The organism is Qipengyuania sp. GPGPB31, assembly GCF_038396345.1.
Lineage (GTDB): Bacteria > Pseudomonadota > Alphaproteobacteria > Sphingomonadales > Sphingomonadaceae > Qipengyuania > Qipengyuania citrea.
The window spans coordinates 857,214-872,526 of the sequence record NZ_CP149572.1 but is presented as its reverse complement, the minus strand read 5'-3'; the positions used below and the strand labels follow the sequence as shown (position 1 = coordinate 872,526).

Annotated in this window: 13 protein-coding genes and 1 pseudogene; 9 read left to right on the top strand and 5 right to left on the bottom strand. The window is 66.7% G+C overall.

Annotation, left to right across the window (positions count from 1 at the left end; translation table 11 throughout):
• The 8 genes and pseudogenes from WKH79_RS04470 to WKH79_RS04435 all read left to right on the top strand — a co-directional run bounded on the left by WKH79_RS04470 (position 1) and on the right by WKH79_RS04435 (position 10,026).
• Positions 1-1,038, top strand: a complete 1,038-nt coding sequence (locus tag WKH79_RS04470) for a capsular biosynthesis protein (RefSeq protein WP_341859726.1) — start codon at positions 1-3, stop codon at positions 1,036-1,038.
• A gap of 16 nt (positions 1,039-1,054) precedes the next feature.
• Entirely contained in the window at positions 1,055-2,719 is a 1,665-nt protein-coding gene (locus WKH79_RS04465) for a preprotein translocase subunit YajC (RefSeq protein ID WP_341859725.1), read from the top strand.
• A gap of 13 nt (positions 2,720-2,732) precedes the next feature.
• Positions 2,733-3,968, top strand: coding sequence for an AAA family ATPase (locus tag WKH79_RS04460; RefSeq protein ID WP_341859724.1), 1,236 nt, complete (start codon positions 2,733-2,735; stop codon positions 3,966-3,968).
• Between the two features lie 25 nt (positions 3,969-3,993).
• Positions 3,994-4,855 (top strand): annotated as a pseudogene (locus WKH79_RS04455) (XrtA system polysaccharide deacetylase).
• Positions 4,852-5,913, top strand: coding sequence for a FemAB family XrtA/PEP-CTERM system-associated protein (locus WKH79_RS04450; RefSeq protein WP_341859723.1), 1,062 nt, complete (start codon positions 4,852-4,854; stop codon positions 5,911-5,913). Before WKH79_RS04455 ends, WKH79_RS04450 begins: the two are co-directional and overlap by 4 nt.
• Position 5,914: 1 nt before the next feature.
• On the top strand, positions 5,915-7,138 hold the full coding sequence (locus WKH79_RS04445) for a TIGR03087 family PEP-CTERM/XrtA system glycosyltransferase (protein WP_341859722.1): 1,224 nt from the start codon (positions 5,915-5,917) through the stop codon (positions 7,136-7,138).
• Positions 7,128-8,117: an exosortase A gene (gene xrtA, locus WKH79_RS04440; RefSeq protein ID WP_341859721.1), complete on the top strand. Its 990-nt coding sequence runs from the start codon at positions 7,128-7,130 to the stop codon at positions 8,115-8,117. Before WKH79_RS04445 ends, xrtA begins: the two co-directional genes overlap by 11 nt.
• 10 nt (positions 8,118-8,127) lie before the next feature.
• The gene (locus tag WKH79_RS04435; protein WP_341859720.1) at positions 8,128-10,026 is read left to right on the top strand and encodes an XrtA/PEP-CTERM system amidotransferase; all 1,899 of its coding nucleotides are present in this window, start codon (positions 8,128-8,130) and stop codon (positions 10,024-10,026) included.
• On the opposite strand, the gene WKH79_RS04430 is transcribed toward WKH79_RS04435, so the two are convergent.
• The 4 genes from WKH79_RS04430 to WKH79_RS04415 all read right to left on the bottom strand — a co-directional run bounded on the left by WKH79_RS04430 (position 10,023) and on the right by WKH79_RS04415 (position 13,184).
• Entirely contained in the window at positions 10,023-10,721 is a 699-nt protein-coding gene (locus tag WKH79_RS04430; RefSeq protein ID WP_341859719.1) for a pirin family protein, read from the bottom strand. The two genes, WKH79_RS04435 and WKH79_RS04430, sit on opposite strands and share 4 nt — an antisense overlap.
• A 104-nt stretch (positions 10,722-10,825) precedes the next feature.
• A complete protein-coding gene (zapE, locus tag WKH79_RS04425; RefSeq protein WP_341859718.1) occupies positions 10,826-11,938 on the bottom strand; it encodes a cell division protein ZapE in 1,113 nt (370 codons plus the stop codon).
• Positions 11,935-12,402, bottom strand: coding sequence for a PaaI family thioesterase (locus tag WKH79_RS04420; RefSeq protein ID WP_063511146.1), 468 nt, complete (start codon positions 12,400-12,402; stop codon positions 11,935-11,937). The genes zapE and WKH79_RS04420 overlap by 4 nt, the downstream gene beginning before the upstream one ends.
• Positions 12,402-13,184, bottom strand: a complete 783-nt coding sequence (locus tag WKH79_RS04415; RefSeq protein ID WP_050601208.1) for a succinate dehydrogenase iron-sulfur subunit — start codon at positions 13,182-13,184, stop codon at positions 12,402-12,404. Before WKH79_RS04415 ends, WKH79_RS04420 begins: the two co-directional genes overlap by 1 nt.
• A 210-nt stretch (positions 13,185-13,394) precedes the next feature.
• Here WKH79_RS04415 and WKH79_RS04410 point away from each other — a divergent pair, with 210 nt between their 5' ends.
• Positions 13,395-14,123, top strand: a complete 729-nt coding sequence (locus WKH79_RS04410; protein WP_341859717.1) for an SDR family NAD(P)-dependent oxidoreductase — start codon at positions 13,395-13,397, stop codon at positions 14,121-14,123.
• Here WKH79_RS04410 and WKH79_RS04405 read toward each other — a convergent pair.
• Positions 14,120-15,307 carry a sugar-transfer associated ATP-grasp domain-containing protein gene (locus WKH79_RS04405; RefSeq protein ID WP_341859716.1) on the bottom strand — a complete coding sequence of 396 codons (1,188 nt, stop codon included), beginning with the start codon at positions 15,305-15,307 and terminating at the stop codon, positions 14,120-14,122. The two genes, WKH79_RS04410 and WKH79_RS04405, sit on opposite strands and share 4 nt — an antisense overlap.
• Between the last annotated feature and the right edge of the window lie 6 nt (positions 15,308-15,313).

Here is a 15,313-nt window from a genome sequence, read left to right as displayed (position 1 = left end):
ATGGCAGTGAACAAACCCACGCAGATAGAGCCGTCGAACGATGACGATGGCAAGCCCAAGCGGGCATCGCTTCTCGAACGCGCCAGCGGCACCTTCGGCTTCGACCGACTGATTCCCGCCGCGGTTCCGGCCAAGCTCGACAGCGACAAGGCGAAGAAATTCGCCCCGCGGCGGACCATCGAGGTGACGCCGACGCCCGCGCCGGCGCCCGTACCGCAGCGCCGCGCGAGCGATGCGCATGCGTCCACCGTTCCCGAGCCAGCCGCGGCTCCACCCGCCGATGTGGAACCCGACCACCCGGTGGTCGCCTTTACCGGGCCAAAACGTGAAATCGTGCGCGCCATGCTGCGCGAGCAGGGCCTGATCGATCCCGATGGCGGGGCATCGACGCTGCTCGAGGAATTCCGCATCGTGAAGCGCCAGGTGCTGGCCACCACCAAGACGGAGGGCAGCCAGCTGGCGCGCCGCGTGCTGGTCTGTTCGCCGCACCCCAACGAGGGCAAGACCTTCTGCGCGCTCAATCTCGCCATCGCGCTGGCGGGTGAACGCGACATGGAAGTGCTGCTGGCGGATGCCGATTTCGGCAATCCGTCGGTCATGGAGAAACTCGGCCTGCAGGAATCCGCGGGCTTCATGGACGTGCTGTCCGACCCTGCTGCGCAGGTCGCGGATTTCGTCGTCAGTACCGATATTCCCGGGCTGTTCGTCCTGCCTGCAGGCAAGCGCACCGGACGTGACAGCGAATATCTTTCGAGCGAACGCACCCGCGATGTGCTCGACCAGCTCACGCGCGGCGCGCGCAACCGGATCATCGTGTTCGACAGCCCGCCGGCACTCGCCGCGACGCCGGCTGCCGAGCTTGCCAAGCAGGTGGGCCAGGCATTGCTGGTCGCCCGCGCCGATCTGACCGGGCGCGCGGCGCTGGAAGATGCGGTCGACCTGCTTTCGGCCTGTCCCGACATCAAGCTGCTGCTCAACGATGCGACCTTCAGCCCCAGCGGGCGCAGGTTCGGAACCTATTACGGATATGGCGAGTAAGCCCATGATCTACCGAATGAAAACACCCTATCTGGCAAGCGCCGCGACGGCTGTTGCGCTGTTTGGCGCCGTGCCGCTGCAGGCCCAGTCCTACCAGGGGGCCGACAGCGGTTCGGCGGGCAGCGCGGCCGAAGGCGTGTCCACTGGCCGCGGGCGCACCAGCATCGATCCCTATATCGAGGCCAATTCGCTGGCGAGCTGGCAGATATCGCCGGGCAGCGACGTGCTAACCTACACGCAACTTGCCGCAGGGGTCGACGCCTCGATCGCTGGGCGCAACAACGGCGGCAGCGTGTCGGTGCGTTACGAACGCAATTTCGCGCACCAGTCCAACGGCGCCGATTCGGATACGATCACCGGCGTGGCGCGCGGCTATGCCTCGATCATTCCGCGCGTCCTGACGGTGGAAGCGGGCGCGCTGGCCAGCAGCACGCGCGTGGATGCGCAGGGCCGTTCGGTGATCAATCCGATCGTCGACGATACGCTTTCGACCCAGACATACTCCGCCTATGCCGGACCCACACTGCAGACGCGCGCGGGCGATGTCGAAGTGAACGCGAACTACCGTATCGGCTATACGCGCGTCGACAGCCCCGATTTCATCACCGCCACAGGCACCGCTGCCGACCTGTTCGACGAAAGCGTTTCGCACAGCGCCAGCGTGCGCGCGGGCACGCGTCCCGGCCAGCCGCTCCCGGTCGGCCTCGGGGTCGGTGCCGGCTATTACCAGGAAGATGTCTCCAACCTCGATCAGCGCGTGCGCGATGCCTATGTCCGCGGCGACGTGACCGTTCCCGTCACGCCGACGCTGGCAATCGTCGCGGGTGCGGGCATCGAGGACGTCGAAGTGTCGAGCCGCGATGCGGTGCGCGATGCCGCGGGCAACCCGGTTATCGGCGAAAATGGCCGTTTCATCACCAATGAAGCCAGCCCGCGGATCATCGCCTATGAAGCCAGCGGCCTCATCTGGGATGTCGGGGTCGTATGGTCGCCCAGCAGCCGGACGCAGCTCGAAGCGCGGTTCGGCCATCGCTATGACAGCGAAACCTTCTACGGCAGCTTCAGCTGGCGGCCGAGCAGCCGCAGCAGTTTGCAGATCGGTGTCTATGACGGCATCCAGGGCTTCGGCGGCCGGCTCAACAATTCGCTCGCTGCATTGCCCACGGATTTCACCGTCTCGCGCGATCCGGTCACGGGCGAGCTGACCGGCTGCGTCAATTCGATCGACGGCGGCGGCTGCCTCGACGGCCTGTTCGGTTCGCTCCGCTCTTCGGTCTTCCGGGGCCGCGGCGTGGTCGGCAGCTACAGCCGCCAGATCGGCCGCATGACCGCCAGCATCGGCGCGGGCTACGATCGCCGGACATTCATCGGTGCGCCCGGCACGGTGCTCGAACTGGCCGACGGCCTCGTGGATGAAAGCTACTACGTGACGGCCGGCTTGTCCGGCCCGGTCGGCCAGCGCGGCCGCTTCTCGGTCAACAGCTATGCCAACCGTTTCGAAAGCGGAACGGCGGGCGCCGAAGATGTGACCGCGATTGGCGGATCGGCCAGCTACAGCGAAGAGGTCATCCGCAATCTCTCGGCGCGCGCGGCGGTGGCGATCTCGATGCTCGACAGCGATATCGCGCCCGACAATTTCACCACTGCATCGGCCCTGCTCGGCCTGCGGTACGATTTCTGATAGGACTGCGCAGATGTACGAAGAATATTACGGTTTCAGCGAGCGTCCTTTCCAGCTCACGCCCGACCCGGCGTTCTATTACGAAAGCGTCACGCACAAGAAGGCGCTGAGCTATCTCGGGTACGGCCTCAACCAGGGCGAAGGCTTCGTCGTCATCACCGGCGAGGTCGGTTCGGGCAAGTCGACGCTGGTGGCCCATCTCAAGCAGAAGCTCGACAGCGACCGCATGACCGTGGGCGAAGTGGTGACCAGCGCGCTCGATGGCGAGGAAATGATCCATGTCGCAGCGCGCAGCTTCGGGCTCGACGCGGGCGGCGACAAGGCCGCCGACCTCGCAGCGATCGAGATGTTCCTGCACGAAGAGGCGCGCAATGGCCGCCGGGCGTTGCTGATCGTCGACGAGGCGCAGAACCTGTCGATCGGCGCGCTCGAAGAACTGCGGATGCTGTCGAACTTCCAGCTCGGTTCGCACCCGCTGCTGCAGACGCTGTTGCTCGGCCAGCCCGAGTTCAAGCAATTGCTGGCCCATTCGGACGAGCTCGAGCAGCTCCGCCAGCGCGTCATCGCCGCCCACCATCTCGAACCGATGCAGCCGGGCGAGATCGAACCCTATGTCGAGCATCGCCTGCGCCATGTCGGCTGGGACAACCATCCCGAACTCGACGGGAGCATGTGGGTCAAGCTGCACAAGGCGACCGGCGGTATTCCGCGCAAGATCAACCAGGTCATGACCCGGTTGCTGCTGCTCGGGTCGGTCGAGGAAAAGTCCCGGCTCGATGTCGAGATGCTCGACACGGTGGTCGAGGAGATGTCCGGCGATGCGGCACCGGCCGAAGACCATGTCGCGAAGCCGCGACCCGACCGCGATGGCCGCGCGCTCGAAGCGATCGCCCGGGCCAGGCAGGAAGCGCGGCAGGCCGAAGCCACCGCGGCGACAGGCGGCGCGAAGGATGGCAAGCCTGCGACGGATGAGGGCACCGGTGCGGCTCCGCAGCAGACCGGCTTGCTCGATCACCAGATTCAGGCGATCGAAGCTGCCTTCGCCGAACGCGACAAGCATCTGCGCGCCATGCGCGAGGAAGTGGACAAGCTCGCCAAGGCGCCTACGGCAGGCGAAGCATCTGCTGACACCGGCGAGCGCCTGTCGGCCATTGAGGCGCGCCTCGACGAGCAGGAACGCTCGCTGCGCCATGTGCTCGCGATGATGATCGACTATTTCGAATCGCAGGGTTCGCGCGCCGCAGCGTGATGCCGGGGAGGGTGCGTTGAACGAGATTACCGTCGTCAACGGCCTGTCGGTCGATGTGGAAGACTGGTTCCAGGTCGGCGCGTTCGAGAACACCATCGCGCGCAGCGACTGGGACGCGCTCGAACTGCGCGTGGGCGACAATGTCGCGCGCATCCTCGACCTGTTCGATGAAGCCGGGGTCAAGGCGACCTTCTTCACGCTGGGGTGGGTCGCCGAACGCAACCCCGCCGCAATGCGCGCCATCGTCGATCGCGGGCACGAACTTGCCAGCCATGGCTATGACCACACGCGCGTCTTCACGCTGAGCCGTGATGAATTCGCCGCCGACCTCATGCGCGCCCGCGCCATTCTGGAGGATGCGGGCGGGCAGGCGATCACCGGATACCGGGCGCCGAGCTTCTCGATCGATTCTGCGCAATGCGTGGGCGCATGACGTGCTGGCGGAACACGGCTATGCCTATTCGTCATCGGTCGCGCCGGTGGTGCACGACCACTATGGCTGGCCCGAGGCGCCGCGCTTTGCCTTCGCGCCGGTTTCCGGAAGCGATCTCGTCGAAATCCCGGTGACGACCGCAATGCTGCGCGGGAAACGTCTGGCGGCGGGCGGCGGCGGCTTTTTCCGTGTCCTGCCCTATGGATTCAGCCGCTGGGCGATCCGGCAGGTGAACCGCGAAGGACACCCCGCGGTGTTCTATTTCCACCCGTGGGAAATCGATCCCGGGCAACCGCGCGTAGCGGGCGCGCCGCTGCGATCGCGACTGCGCCACTATACCAATCTGTCCAAAATGGCGGGCAAGCTGTCCGGCCTGCTGGGCGATTTCGAATGGGGGCGGATGGACGCGCTGGCCGCGCGCGAACAGGCGCGGAGCCTGGACTGGGCGGCATGAACGCCCCGATGGTGCACACTCCCGTCATACGCGAGGCAGACCTTGCCGATCGGGGCGAAGCGGAAGCGATCGAGGCATTCGTCGCGGCGAATGAGGGGGACGTCTTCCATCGTCCGTTGTGGCTGCAGGCCATCGCGCACGGCACGGGCAACAGCGCGCGCGGCCTGATCGCCGAACGCGGAGGCCGCCTGGCGGGCTGGCTTCCACTCAGCGACGTGCATTCACCGCTGTTCGGCCGCGCGCTCGTTTCCAGTGGCTTCGGGGTCGGTGGCGGCGTGCTGGCAGCGCGGGACGACGATGCACGACGCTTGTGCCGCGCGGCAGAGGAACTGGCCGGCCGCCTTTGCGCGGCCAGCGTCGAACTGCGCGGGGGAAGCGCGCCGGCGGACTGGACCACGATAAGCGGCAAGCACGCCAATTTCGCCGCCGAGCTGGCGGCCGATGACGAGGCGCAGCTGCTGGCCATCCCGCGCAAGGCGCGCGCCGAGGTACGCAAGGGCCTCAAGCACGATCTGACGGTTACCACCGGCACCGCCGAGACCGACCGCGCCGCGCATTATGCGGTCTATGCACAGAGCGTCCGCAACCTCGGCACGCCCGTGTTTCCGCGGACACTGTTCGATGCCGTGCTCGACCGGTTTGGCGACGACGCCGATATCCTTACCGTCCGTCAGGGGGAACTTCCCGTGGCCAGTGTGCTCTCGCTCTATCACCGGGAAACAGTGATGCCCTTCTGGGGCGGCGGCACATGGAGCGCGCGCGGACTGAGGGCAAACGAGCGCATGTATTACGAACTGATGACCCATGCCCGGCGGCGGGGGTGCACGAGGTTCGATTTCGGCCGCTCGAAAACCGGCAGTGGGCCCTATGCGTTCAAGAAGAACTGGGGCTTCACGCCCGCGCCGCTGACCTATTACGAATGGTCGCCGCCGGGCACCGCGCCGCGCAATATCGATCCGACCGATGCCGGCTATTCGGCGAAGATCGCGCTGTGGAAGCGGCTCCCCTTGCCGGTGGCGAACCGCCTGGGGCCGTGGATCGCCCGCGGGCTTGGCTAGCATGGGCGAAACACTGTTCCTGGCGCACCGCGTGCCGTTCCCGCCCGACCGCGGGGACAAGATCCGTTCGCACCATCTGCTGCGGGCATTGGTTAAGCGCGGGCCGGTCCATGTCGGCACCTTCGGCGAGACCGAGACGGACCTTGCGCAGAAATCGGCGCTCGCCGCGCTGGCGCGCACCCATGCGCTGATCGAACGCAAAAAGCCGCTGGCGCTCGCCGGGGCCGAGGCAGTGCTGAAACGCAAGCCGGTCAGCCTCACCGCATTCGACGATGCCGCGATGCACCGCTATGTCGCCAAGACGCTGGGCAATCACCGGATCGAGACGATCTTCGTCTTTTCGGGACAGATGGCCCAATATGTGCCCGACAGCTTCACCGGACGGGTGATCGTCGACCTCTGCGATGTCGATAGCGCGAAGTTCGAAGCCTATGCCGATGCCGGGCGGCGCGTCTGGCTCAACCGGCGCGAGGGCCGGCTGCTCGCGCGCGAAGAGGAACGCATTGCCGCGCGCGCCGACCGGGTGCTGCTCATCAGCGGGCACGAGGTGGAACTGTTCACGTCGCGGCTGGTCGATCCCGGCGCAGCCACCTGCCTGGCCCTTGGCAACGGCATCGACGCGCAGATATTCGATCCGCAAACCGTCGCCCGGCAGCAGGATCTCGACGAGGGCGAGGATCCGCAGCTCGTGTTCACCGGGCAGATGGACTACGCTCCCAATGTCGCGGCGGCCCAGTGGCTGATCGACAACGTCATGCCCAATCTGCGCCGTGTCTACAGCCGTGCGCGGTTGCATGTCGTCGGCCGTGCCCCGGTGCCGGCGCTCACCAGACGGCATGGCGAAAACGGCGTCCGGGTCTGGGGCGAAGTTCCCGACGTGCGACCCTTCCTCAAATCGGCCGACCTCGTCGTCGCGCCGCTGCTGATCGCGCGGGGGGTACAGAACAAGGTGCTCGAGGCGATGGCAATGGCGCGCCCGGTGGTGCTGACGCCGGGGGCCGCGACCGGCATAGAGGCACGGGACGGATGCCATTTCGCAATTGCTCCTGCCGAGGGCGCAGCGATGCTCGCCCGGATCACGGGCCTGCTGGGCGATCCGCCCCGGGCCGAGCAGATGGGACAGGCGGCCCGCAAGTTCGTGATCGACGAGATGAGCTGGGAAAGCGTGGAACGGGCATTGAGCGAAATCCTGGCCTGCGCGGGCGCGCCGCACGATGCTCAGTAGTCCGGCCGCAGCTGCCACGCGCAGGGGCGCGTTCGCCATACCCGGGGCCATGCTGGCGCTCGCCGCGCTCGTGCTGGTGGCGCTGACATTCGCGGAATGGCGCGCGATGGCGCATCAGTGGTGGAACATCGACACCTACAGCCATATCCTGCTGGTCCCGCCGATCATTGCGTGGCTCGGGTGGATCCGGCGCGACGAACTGGCGCGGGCCGGGCTGCGGGGCTGGTGGCCCGGGCTCGCATGGCTGGTGCTGGGCCTTGCCGTCTGGTTCGTGGGCCGCGAGATCGCGATCAACACCATCGCGCAGGGCGGAGCGGTGATGGCATTGCAAGGCGCCGTGCTGGCGCTGTGGGGCCTGCGCGCCGGGCTCGTGCTGGGCTTTCCGCTTGCCTATGCCTTCGTGCTGGTGCCGTTCGGCGACGAAATCATTCCCCCGTTGCAGATGGTCACTGCGGAAATCGCCACCGCGCTGACCCGGTGGAGCGGTATCGAAACGGTGGCGAGCGGCATTCTCATCGATACACCCGCGGGCTTGTTCATCGTTGCCGAGGAATGCTCGGGCGTGAAGTTCCTCGTCGCCATGCTCGCATTGGGGCTGCTGGTCGCGCATACCTGTTTCGCCAGCTGGAACCGCAGGGCGTGGTTCCTGATCGCCTGTGTCGTCGTTCCGATCATCGCCAATGGCATCCGCGCCTGGGCGACGATCTTCCTTGCGCAATATGTCGGCGCCGAAGCCGCTGGCGGGTTCGACCATATCGTCTACGGCTGGTTTTTCTTCGCGCTGGTGCTGGCGCTGGTGCTGGGGGTGGCCTGGCGCTGGTTCGAGCGCGAACCGGAAGAGGCTGGCTGGACCGCCGCCGGGATCGCCGCGCTGCCGCATGTCGCGCGGTGGGAAGGGCCGGGCGCAGACCGCAATCTCGTCCTTGCCGCGATCCTGCTTGCCGCAGGATGCTTTGCCGTCGCCGCGCGGCTGGTCTAGGCAGCCCCGCATGTGCGGCATCGCGGGGATTTTCCATTACGAAACGGTCAAGCCGGTCGATCCCAGGCGGGTCGAACGGATGGCCGATGCGCTTGCGCATCGCGGACCCGACGGCAGCGGGGTATGGACCGCGCCCGGAGTGGGGCTGGGACATCGCCGGCTGTCGGTCATCGACCTCGAAGGTTCGCCGCAGCCGATGCATTCCGCCGACGGGCGCGCGGTTATCGTCTTCAATGGCGAGATCTACAATTACCGCGAACTGCGGCGCGAACTGATCCAGGACGGCGCGCAGTTCCATACCGATGGCGATACCGAGGTCATTCTTGCCGCCTGGCGGAAATGGGGCCCCGATTGCCTCCACCGCCTCGAGGGAATGTTCGTCTTCGCGCTCTATGACTGCGACCGGCGCCAGCTGTTCCTCGCGCGCGACCGGCTGGGGGTCAAACCGCTTTATCTCGCGCGGCTCGAAGGCGGGGCGCTGGCCTTCGCGAGCGAGCTCAAGGGCCTGCTTGCCCATCCGCTGCTGCGTCGCACGATCGATCCGCTGGCGATCGAGGATTACATGACCTGGGGCTATGTCCCCGATCACCGCAGCGTCCTGAAAGGCGTCGAGAAGCTCGCTGCGGGCCATTTCCTGCTGCTCGAACATGGGCGTACGCCGGAGCCTCAGCGGCAGTGGTGGGACGTGTCCTTCGCCGAGCGTGAAAAGGGCGGCACGCGCGACCTGTCGGCGCAGCTGCTGCACCGCATGCGCGAAGGCGTGGGCAGCCGGATGGTCGCCGACGTGCCGTTGGGGGCATTCCTGTCGGGCGGTGTCGACAGCTCGTCGGTCGTCGCGCTGATGAGCGAGGCCAGCAACAGCCCCGTGACCACCTGCTCGATCGGTTTCGATGTCGAAAGCGTGGATGAGACCCGATACGCGCGGCAGGTGGCCGAGCTGTTCGCCACCGATCACCACGAACGCATCGTATCGGCCGACCAGTTCGATGCGATCGACAGCATCGCGGCAATCTTCGACGAACCCTTCGCCGACGCCAGCGCGCTGCCGACCTTGCGCGTATGCCAGCTGGCGCGGGAGCATGTCACCGTGGCGCTGTCGGGCGACGGGGCCGACGAGGCGTTTGCCGGGTACCGCCGGCAGATGTTCCATGCGCGCGAGGAACAGGCACGCTCGGTGCTGCCCAGCGCCTTGCGCCAGCCGCTGTTCGGTTCGCTGGGGAAGGTGTGGCCCAAGGCCGACTGGGCGCCGCGACCGCTGCGCGCCAAGTCCACTTTGCTGGCGCTTTCGGCGGGCGGCGAGGCCGGCTACGCGCGCGCGCTCGCCATTCTGGCGCCCGAGCAGCGCAGGACGCTGTATGGCGATACCATGCTCCGCGAACGCGGGAGGTACCGCGCCGAACAGCCGTTCGAGGAAACGATGCGCGATGCTCCCGTGCGCAGCGGGCTCGACCGGGCGCAATATGCCGATCTCAAGTTCTGGTTGCCGGGCGACATCCTGACCAAGACCGATCGGACAAGCATGGCGGCGGGACTGGAGGCGCGCGAGCCGCTGCTCGATCACCGCTTGATCGAGTTCGCGGCGCGGCTGCCGCAGCGCCAGCGCCTGCGCGGCACCACCGGCAAATGGCTGATGAAGCACACGATGGAGCGCTATCTGCCCGAAGACATCCTCTATCGCCGCAAACAGGGCTTCGTGACCCCGCTGGCGGAGTGGTTCCGCGGTCCGCTGGCGGGCGAGGCGAGGGCGGTCGCCGCGAGCGAATTGCTGACCGGGAGCGGATGGTTCGCCCGCAAGGCGCTGTCACGCCTCGCGGACGACCATATTTCCGGCCGCAGCGACCATGGCCGGGTGCTGTGGCAGCTGTTGATGCTGGAGCGATCGCTCCGCCATCTCGCCCCCAGCGCCTAGCGCGCGTCGACCAGCACGATTTCGGCGTCGTCGATCGCCTCGACCACGATTTCGCTCTCGCCGGTCACGGCGATCCCGTCGCGCGGCTGCGCTTCCCGGCCATTGACCGTGACCCGACCCTTGGGCGCGACCAGATACTGGTGGCGTTCGCCCGAAGTGTTCCAGACCGCGCTCTGGCCTTTCGCCAGCGTCGCCGCGGCGACCTTCGCATCCGTCCGGATCGGCAGCGCGTCATCCGCTTCGGCATCGCCGCTTGCGAGCACTTCGAAGCCGCCTTCGCGCGTGGCCTTGGGAAACTCGCGCTGGCCCCAGCCGGGCTGCTCACCCTGCCGATCGGGAATGATCCAGATCTGGAACAGCGTCGTCGCTTCGTCCTCGAGATTCATCTCGGCATGGGTGATGCCGGTGCCTGCGCTCATCACCTGCACGTCGCCGGCGGCGGTGCGGCCTTCATTGCCGAGGCTGTCGCGGTGCGTGATCGCCCCGCTGCGCACGAAGGTGACGATTTCCATGTTGCGGTGCGGGTGCGGGGGAAAGCCGCTCTGCGCCGCGATGGTGTCGTCGTTCCACACGCGGATGCTGCCCCAGCCCATCCGGTCGGGGTCGTGGTAATTGGCGAAGCTGAAATGGTGCCGCGCGTCGAGCCAGCCGTGGTCGGCGTGGCCAAGCGTGGCGAAGGGTCGTATATCGATCATGGTTCAGTCTCACATCGGCGGGGTGTTGACGCCGGTATGCGGGCGATGTGGGGGCGGCGCGAAAGCCGTCAAGAAACACCCATGTTACTGCCCGGTGCCGGAGGTCAGGCTGCCCCGTGGCCGCGCGCCATGTAATCCGCGCTCTGCATTTCCTTGAGGCGGCTGACCGTGCGTTCGAACTCGAACGCGCCGTCGCCGGCGGTGTAGAGGTCTTCCGGTTCGGCCGCCGCGGTGACGAACAGCTTGACGCCGTTCTCGTAGAGTGCGTCGATCAGCTTGGTGAAGCGGATCGCCTCGTTGCGATTGTCGGGTGACATGGCGGGGACGCCGACCACGATCACGGTGTGATAGGCATGCGCGATCGCGAGATAGTCCGCCGCCCCGCGGTTCTCGCCGCACAACCGCTTGAAGCTGAACACGCCCACGCCCTTGAGGCTCTTGGGCACGTGGATCGTCCGCCCGCCGCCCAGTTCCAGTTCGGCGCTGGGAACGTGTTCGGCATCCTCGGGCGCGTAATCGGTGAGGCGGAAAAAGGCCTCGCGTACCTGCGCGGTCGCCTCCTCGCCCAAGGGGGCGTGCCACGTCGCGATATCTCCCAGCCGGTCGAGCCGGTAATCGGTCGGACCGTTGAGCGGCAGCACGTCCATTTCGTCCTCGACGAGGTCGATGAACGGCAGGAACAGCGAGCGGTTGAGCCCGTCCTTGTAGAGATCGCGCGGCGGGCGATTGCTGGTGGTAACCACGGTCACGCCCTCGTCGCGGATCAGTGCGGTGAACAGCCGCGCCATGATCGCCGCGTCGGCGGTGTTGTTCACCACCATCTCGTCGAAGGCGAGGCAGCGCACATCGGCAGCGATATCGCGCGCGACCTTGCCGGTCGGATCGCCGGGATCGCTGGTCCGCCGCTCGCGCATGCGCCGGTCGACCTCGAGCATGAACTCGTGGAAATGCGCACGGCGTTTCTCGGCGATCCCCAGCGTCTCGACGAACAGGTCCATCAGCATCGACTTGCCGCGCCCGACGCCGCCCCACATGTAGACGCCCTCGGGCCGCGCCTTCTTCGGCTTGAACAGCTGTGCGAGCAGCCCGCCCGAGCTATCTGCCTCGAGGTCCTTCTGCAGCCGGTCGAGCCGCTGGGCGGCACGGCGCTGGTCGGGATCGGCCTGCAATTCGCCCGCCGAGACGAGCCGCTCGTAGCGGGCGAGCATTCCGGTCACGCGGCGGCGCGGGGCTTGATCTTCTTGACGATGCCCGAGAAGCTGGCGACCGCGTGGTCTTCCTGGACCACCGTGCCGCGCACGAACACCATGCTGCCCGTCTCGCGGACGATCTCGCACACCGCGTCGAGCGGCATGTCGGGCTTGCCGCCGCCCACGAACTGCGTCGACAGCTCGACCGTCACCGAGGGTCCGGCATTGCCGCTGCCGATATTGTGCATCGTGGTGAACAGCGAAATGTCGATCAGCGACAGCGTCACCGCGCCGTGGATGATGCCCTGCAGGTTCTGGTGGCGCCGTTCGGGGAACATGCGCAGCCGCGCCTTCCCGTCATCGTCCACCCGGGTGATGAGCTTGCCCATCACCGCGCCGTTGAACAGCGTTTCGTCCTTCAGGTTCCAGTGCCGCCAGCCGGGGTTTTCCGGGTCGGGGCCATGGTCGAATACCTCGTCGCGCAGAGCCATCAGATCGCGCGTTCGGCGATCATCTTCTTGGTTTCGGCGATTGCCTTGGCCGGGCTCAGGCCCTTGGGGCAGACATTCGCGCAGTTCATGATCGTGTGGCAGCGATAGAGGCGGAAGGGGTCTTCCAGCTGGTCGAGCCGTTCACCGGTCATCTCGTCGCGGCTGTCGGCCAGCCAGCGATAGGCCTGCAGCAGGATCGCCGGGCCGAGGAACTTGTCCGAATTCCACCAGTAGCTGGGGCAGGCGGTCGAGCAGCAGGCGCACAGGATGCATTCGTAGAGCCCGTCGAGCTTCTCGCGCTGTTCGGGCGACTGCAGCCGTTCCTTGCCGCTGGGCGTGGTCGAGACGGTCTGCAGCCAGGGACGGATGCTGGCGTATTGCGCATAGAAATGCGTGAAGTCTGGCACGAGGTCCTTGATCACGTCCATGCTCGGCAGCGGGGTGATGCGGATCTCGCCCTTGAGATCCTCGATCGCGGTGGTGCAGGCGAGACCGTTCTTGCCGTTGAGGTTCATCGAGCAAGAACCGCAGATGCCCTCGCGGCACGAACGGCGGAAGGTCAGCGTCGGGTCGATCTCGTTCTTGATCTTGAACAGGGCATCGAGGACCATCGGCCCGCAATCGTCGAGGTCGAGCTCGAAGGTGTCGTAGCGCGGATTCTCGCCGCTGTCGGGATCGTAGCGATAGACCTTGAACTTGCGAATGCGCGCGCCGCCTTCAGCCTTGTGAGTGCGGCTCTTGCCGGTGATCTTCGAATTCTTGGGAAGGGTGAAGGTCGCCATTACGCTGTCAGTCCTGTTGCTTTGCGAAACCCATCTAGCGGTTCGGGCGCTTGGTGCAAGGCCATGTATGACGCAAATCCTGCAACGGGTGTCCTACAACATGGACCGGGTGTTACACGGTGCAGGGCGACAACACTTTCTTGCGCCAAAAGCCCGGTAATCGGGTGAATTCGAGGGAACCACGAGCGGTTGCCGGAGGTCTAGATCGGTATGATGAATGTAGGAAACCCCTTTCGGCGTGCCGCGATCTTCGGCGCCAGCGGCGGTATCGGCGCCGCACTGGCTACGAGGCTGGCGGAAAGCGGCGTCGAGGTATGGGCAGGAAGCCGTTCGGGCACGGCAGCCGACCCCGCCCTGCGCGCCTTTCGCTTCGATCTGTCCGACGAAGCCTCGATCGCCGCTGCCGCTGGCGCGATGGCCGACGCGCCCCCCGATCTGGTGGTGGTCGCGAGCGGTGTGCTGACACTGGCCGATGGCTCGGGCCCCGAACGCAGCTACAAGCAGATCGACGGCGCGGCGATGGACGAGGTGTTCCGGCTCAACACTATCGGCCCCGCGCTGGTGGCCAAGCACGTGCTGCCCCTATTGCCGCGCGACCGCCGCAGCGTCTTCGCCGCGCTGTCGGCGCGGGTCGGATCGATCGGCGACAACCGCATCGGCGGGTGGCACAGCTACCGTGCCAGCAAGGCCGCGCTCAACATGCTGCTCAAGAATTTTGCGATCGAGCTGGGCCGGACGCACAAGCAGGCGATCGTGGCAGGTCTGCATCCGGGCACGGTGGATTCGGCGCTGTCCGAACCCTTCCAGGCCAATCTGCCCGCGGGCCAGCTGACCCGGCCCGCCGATGCGGCGGACAACCTGCTGGATGTCATCGACGGGCTGACGGTGGCGGACAGCGGCGGCGTGTTCGACTGGAAGGGCGAAGCCGTCCCGGCCTAGGCGGCCAACGCGCCCGCCCGCCCGGTTTCGGCACGCTCGAGATTGAAGGCGAGCAATTCGCCATAGCGCTGGCCTGCCAGACCCTTGCGGCCGCTGCGCTGCGGCATCAGCACCCCGGGCTTGGCATTGCCTTCGACCACCATCGGCCCGTCGGGCGTGAACGCGATATCCCAGCCGATAAGCGTATATTCGGGGAACGCCGCGGCATGCGCGCGGCAGGCGAGCGCCACGGCCTTTTCCCAATCGGGCAGCTGCAGATCCCCAAAGGCCGCGCCGCTGACCGGATGGCATTCGTAATCGCCGCCACCATAGCCCTTGCAGGCGGTACCCGCGCGCCCGGTTTCGAAATCGACCGGCATGATCAGCCCGCCCGCCTTCATGTTATCGATCACCGGGCCGCGCAGCGAAGGCACGCGAAGCACGGTGCTGACCAGTTCGGGTTCTCCCGTCTCATTGCGCATCGTGGTGAGCCGCGCAGTCGCCAGCGCATCCATCGCATAGTCCGCCAGCGCTGCGTGGTTGCCCAGTGCGCGCTGGATCACCCACACTTGCCGGTCATCGACATAGGGCGCGATCGCCTGGGCGAAGGCGGCCTGGTCGGTGATATCGGACACGGCATGGGGGAGCAGCGCGACACCGCGGCCGCCTTCGCCGTGCGTGGGCTTGGCAATCAGCGGGTGTCCGCGGGCGGGGCGAAAATCGCGCAATCCGCGATCGTAGACCGCGTGCACGGCGGGATGGGGCAGGCCGTGCGCGGCGCAGCGGCGATAGAACGCCGCCTTGTCGACCAGCACGCAGGCGCGGCTCCATCCCTGCGAGTTGATGATCTTGTTGAAACCCGCATCCTCGAACCGCCGGATATAGTGATCGAGCTCCTCGGGCCGCTCGATCCGGAACAGCGCAATGTCGTTGGGATCGACGAAGCGTTCGCGCGCGATTGCCAGCGCCTGCCGTTCCCACTGCGCATCCATGCCGTACTTGCACGCGACAGCGCGGGTTCGTGATGGCAGCCACGCGGCAAAGCCCCGCGCAATGACCCGGTCGAGCATTGCGCGCGCCGATGACCGGCTGCGGCGGCGGCGCTCGTAATGCGCAGCGAAGGCCGGAGCGCTGGCGGCTTCGGCCCCGCCGGGGAACAGCGCGAACGCCTTCTTGGCGTAATAGGCGAGTTCGGCGGGGTGCATGGCGGG

Coding starts and splice junctions, on each gene's coding strand:
- WKH79_RS04470 (WP_341859726.1), top strand. CDS start 1: ATGGCAGTGAACAAACCCACGCAGATAGAGCCGTCGAACGATGACGAT.
- WKH79_RS04465 (WP_341859725.1), top strand. CDS start 1,055: ATGAAAACACCCTATCTGGCAAGCGCCGCGACGGCTGTTGCGCTGTTT.
- WKH79_RS04460 (WP_341859724.1), top strand. CDS start 2,733: ATGTACGAAGAATATTACGGTTTCAGCGAGCGTCCTTTCCAGCTCACG.
- WKH79_RS04450 (WP_341859723.1), top strand. CDS start 4,852: ATGAACGCCCCGATGGTGCACACTCCCGTCATACGCGAGGCAGACCTT.
- WKH79_RS04445 (WP_341859722.1), top strand. CDS start 5,915: ATGGGCGAAACACTGTTCCTGGCGCACCGCGTGCCGTTCCCGCCCGAC.
- xrtA (WP_341859721.1), top strand. CDS start 7,128: ATGCTCAGTAGTCCGGCCGCAGCTGCCACGCGCAGGGGCGCGTTCGCC.
- WKH79_RS04435 (WP_341859720.1), top strand. CDS start 8,128: ATGTGCGGCATCGCGGGGATTTTCCATTACGAAACGGTCAAGCCGGTC.
- WKH79_RS04430 (WP_341859719.1), bottom strand. CDS start 10,721: ATGATCGATATACGACCCTTCGCCACGCTTGGCCACGCCGACCACGGC.
- WKH79_RS04420 (WP_063511146.1), bottom strand. CDS start 12,402: ATGGCTCTGCGCGACGAGGTATTCGACCATGGCCCCGACCCGGAAAAC.
- WKH79_RS04415 (WP_050601208.1), bottom strand. CDS start 13,184: ATGGCGACCTTCACCCTTCCCAAGAATTCGAAGATCACCGGCAAGAGC.
- WKH79_RS04410 (WP_341859717.1), top strand. CDS start 13,395: ATGATGAATGTAGGAAACCCCTTTCGGCGTGCCGCGATCTTCGGCGCC.
- WKH79_RS04405 (WP_341859716.1), bottom strand. CDS start 15,307: ATGCACCCCGCCGAACTCGCCTATTACGCCAAGAAGGCGTTCGCGCTG.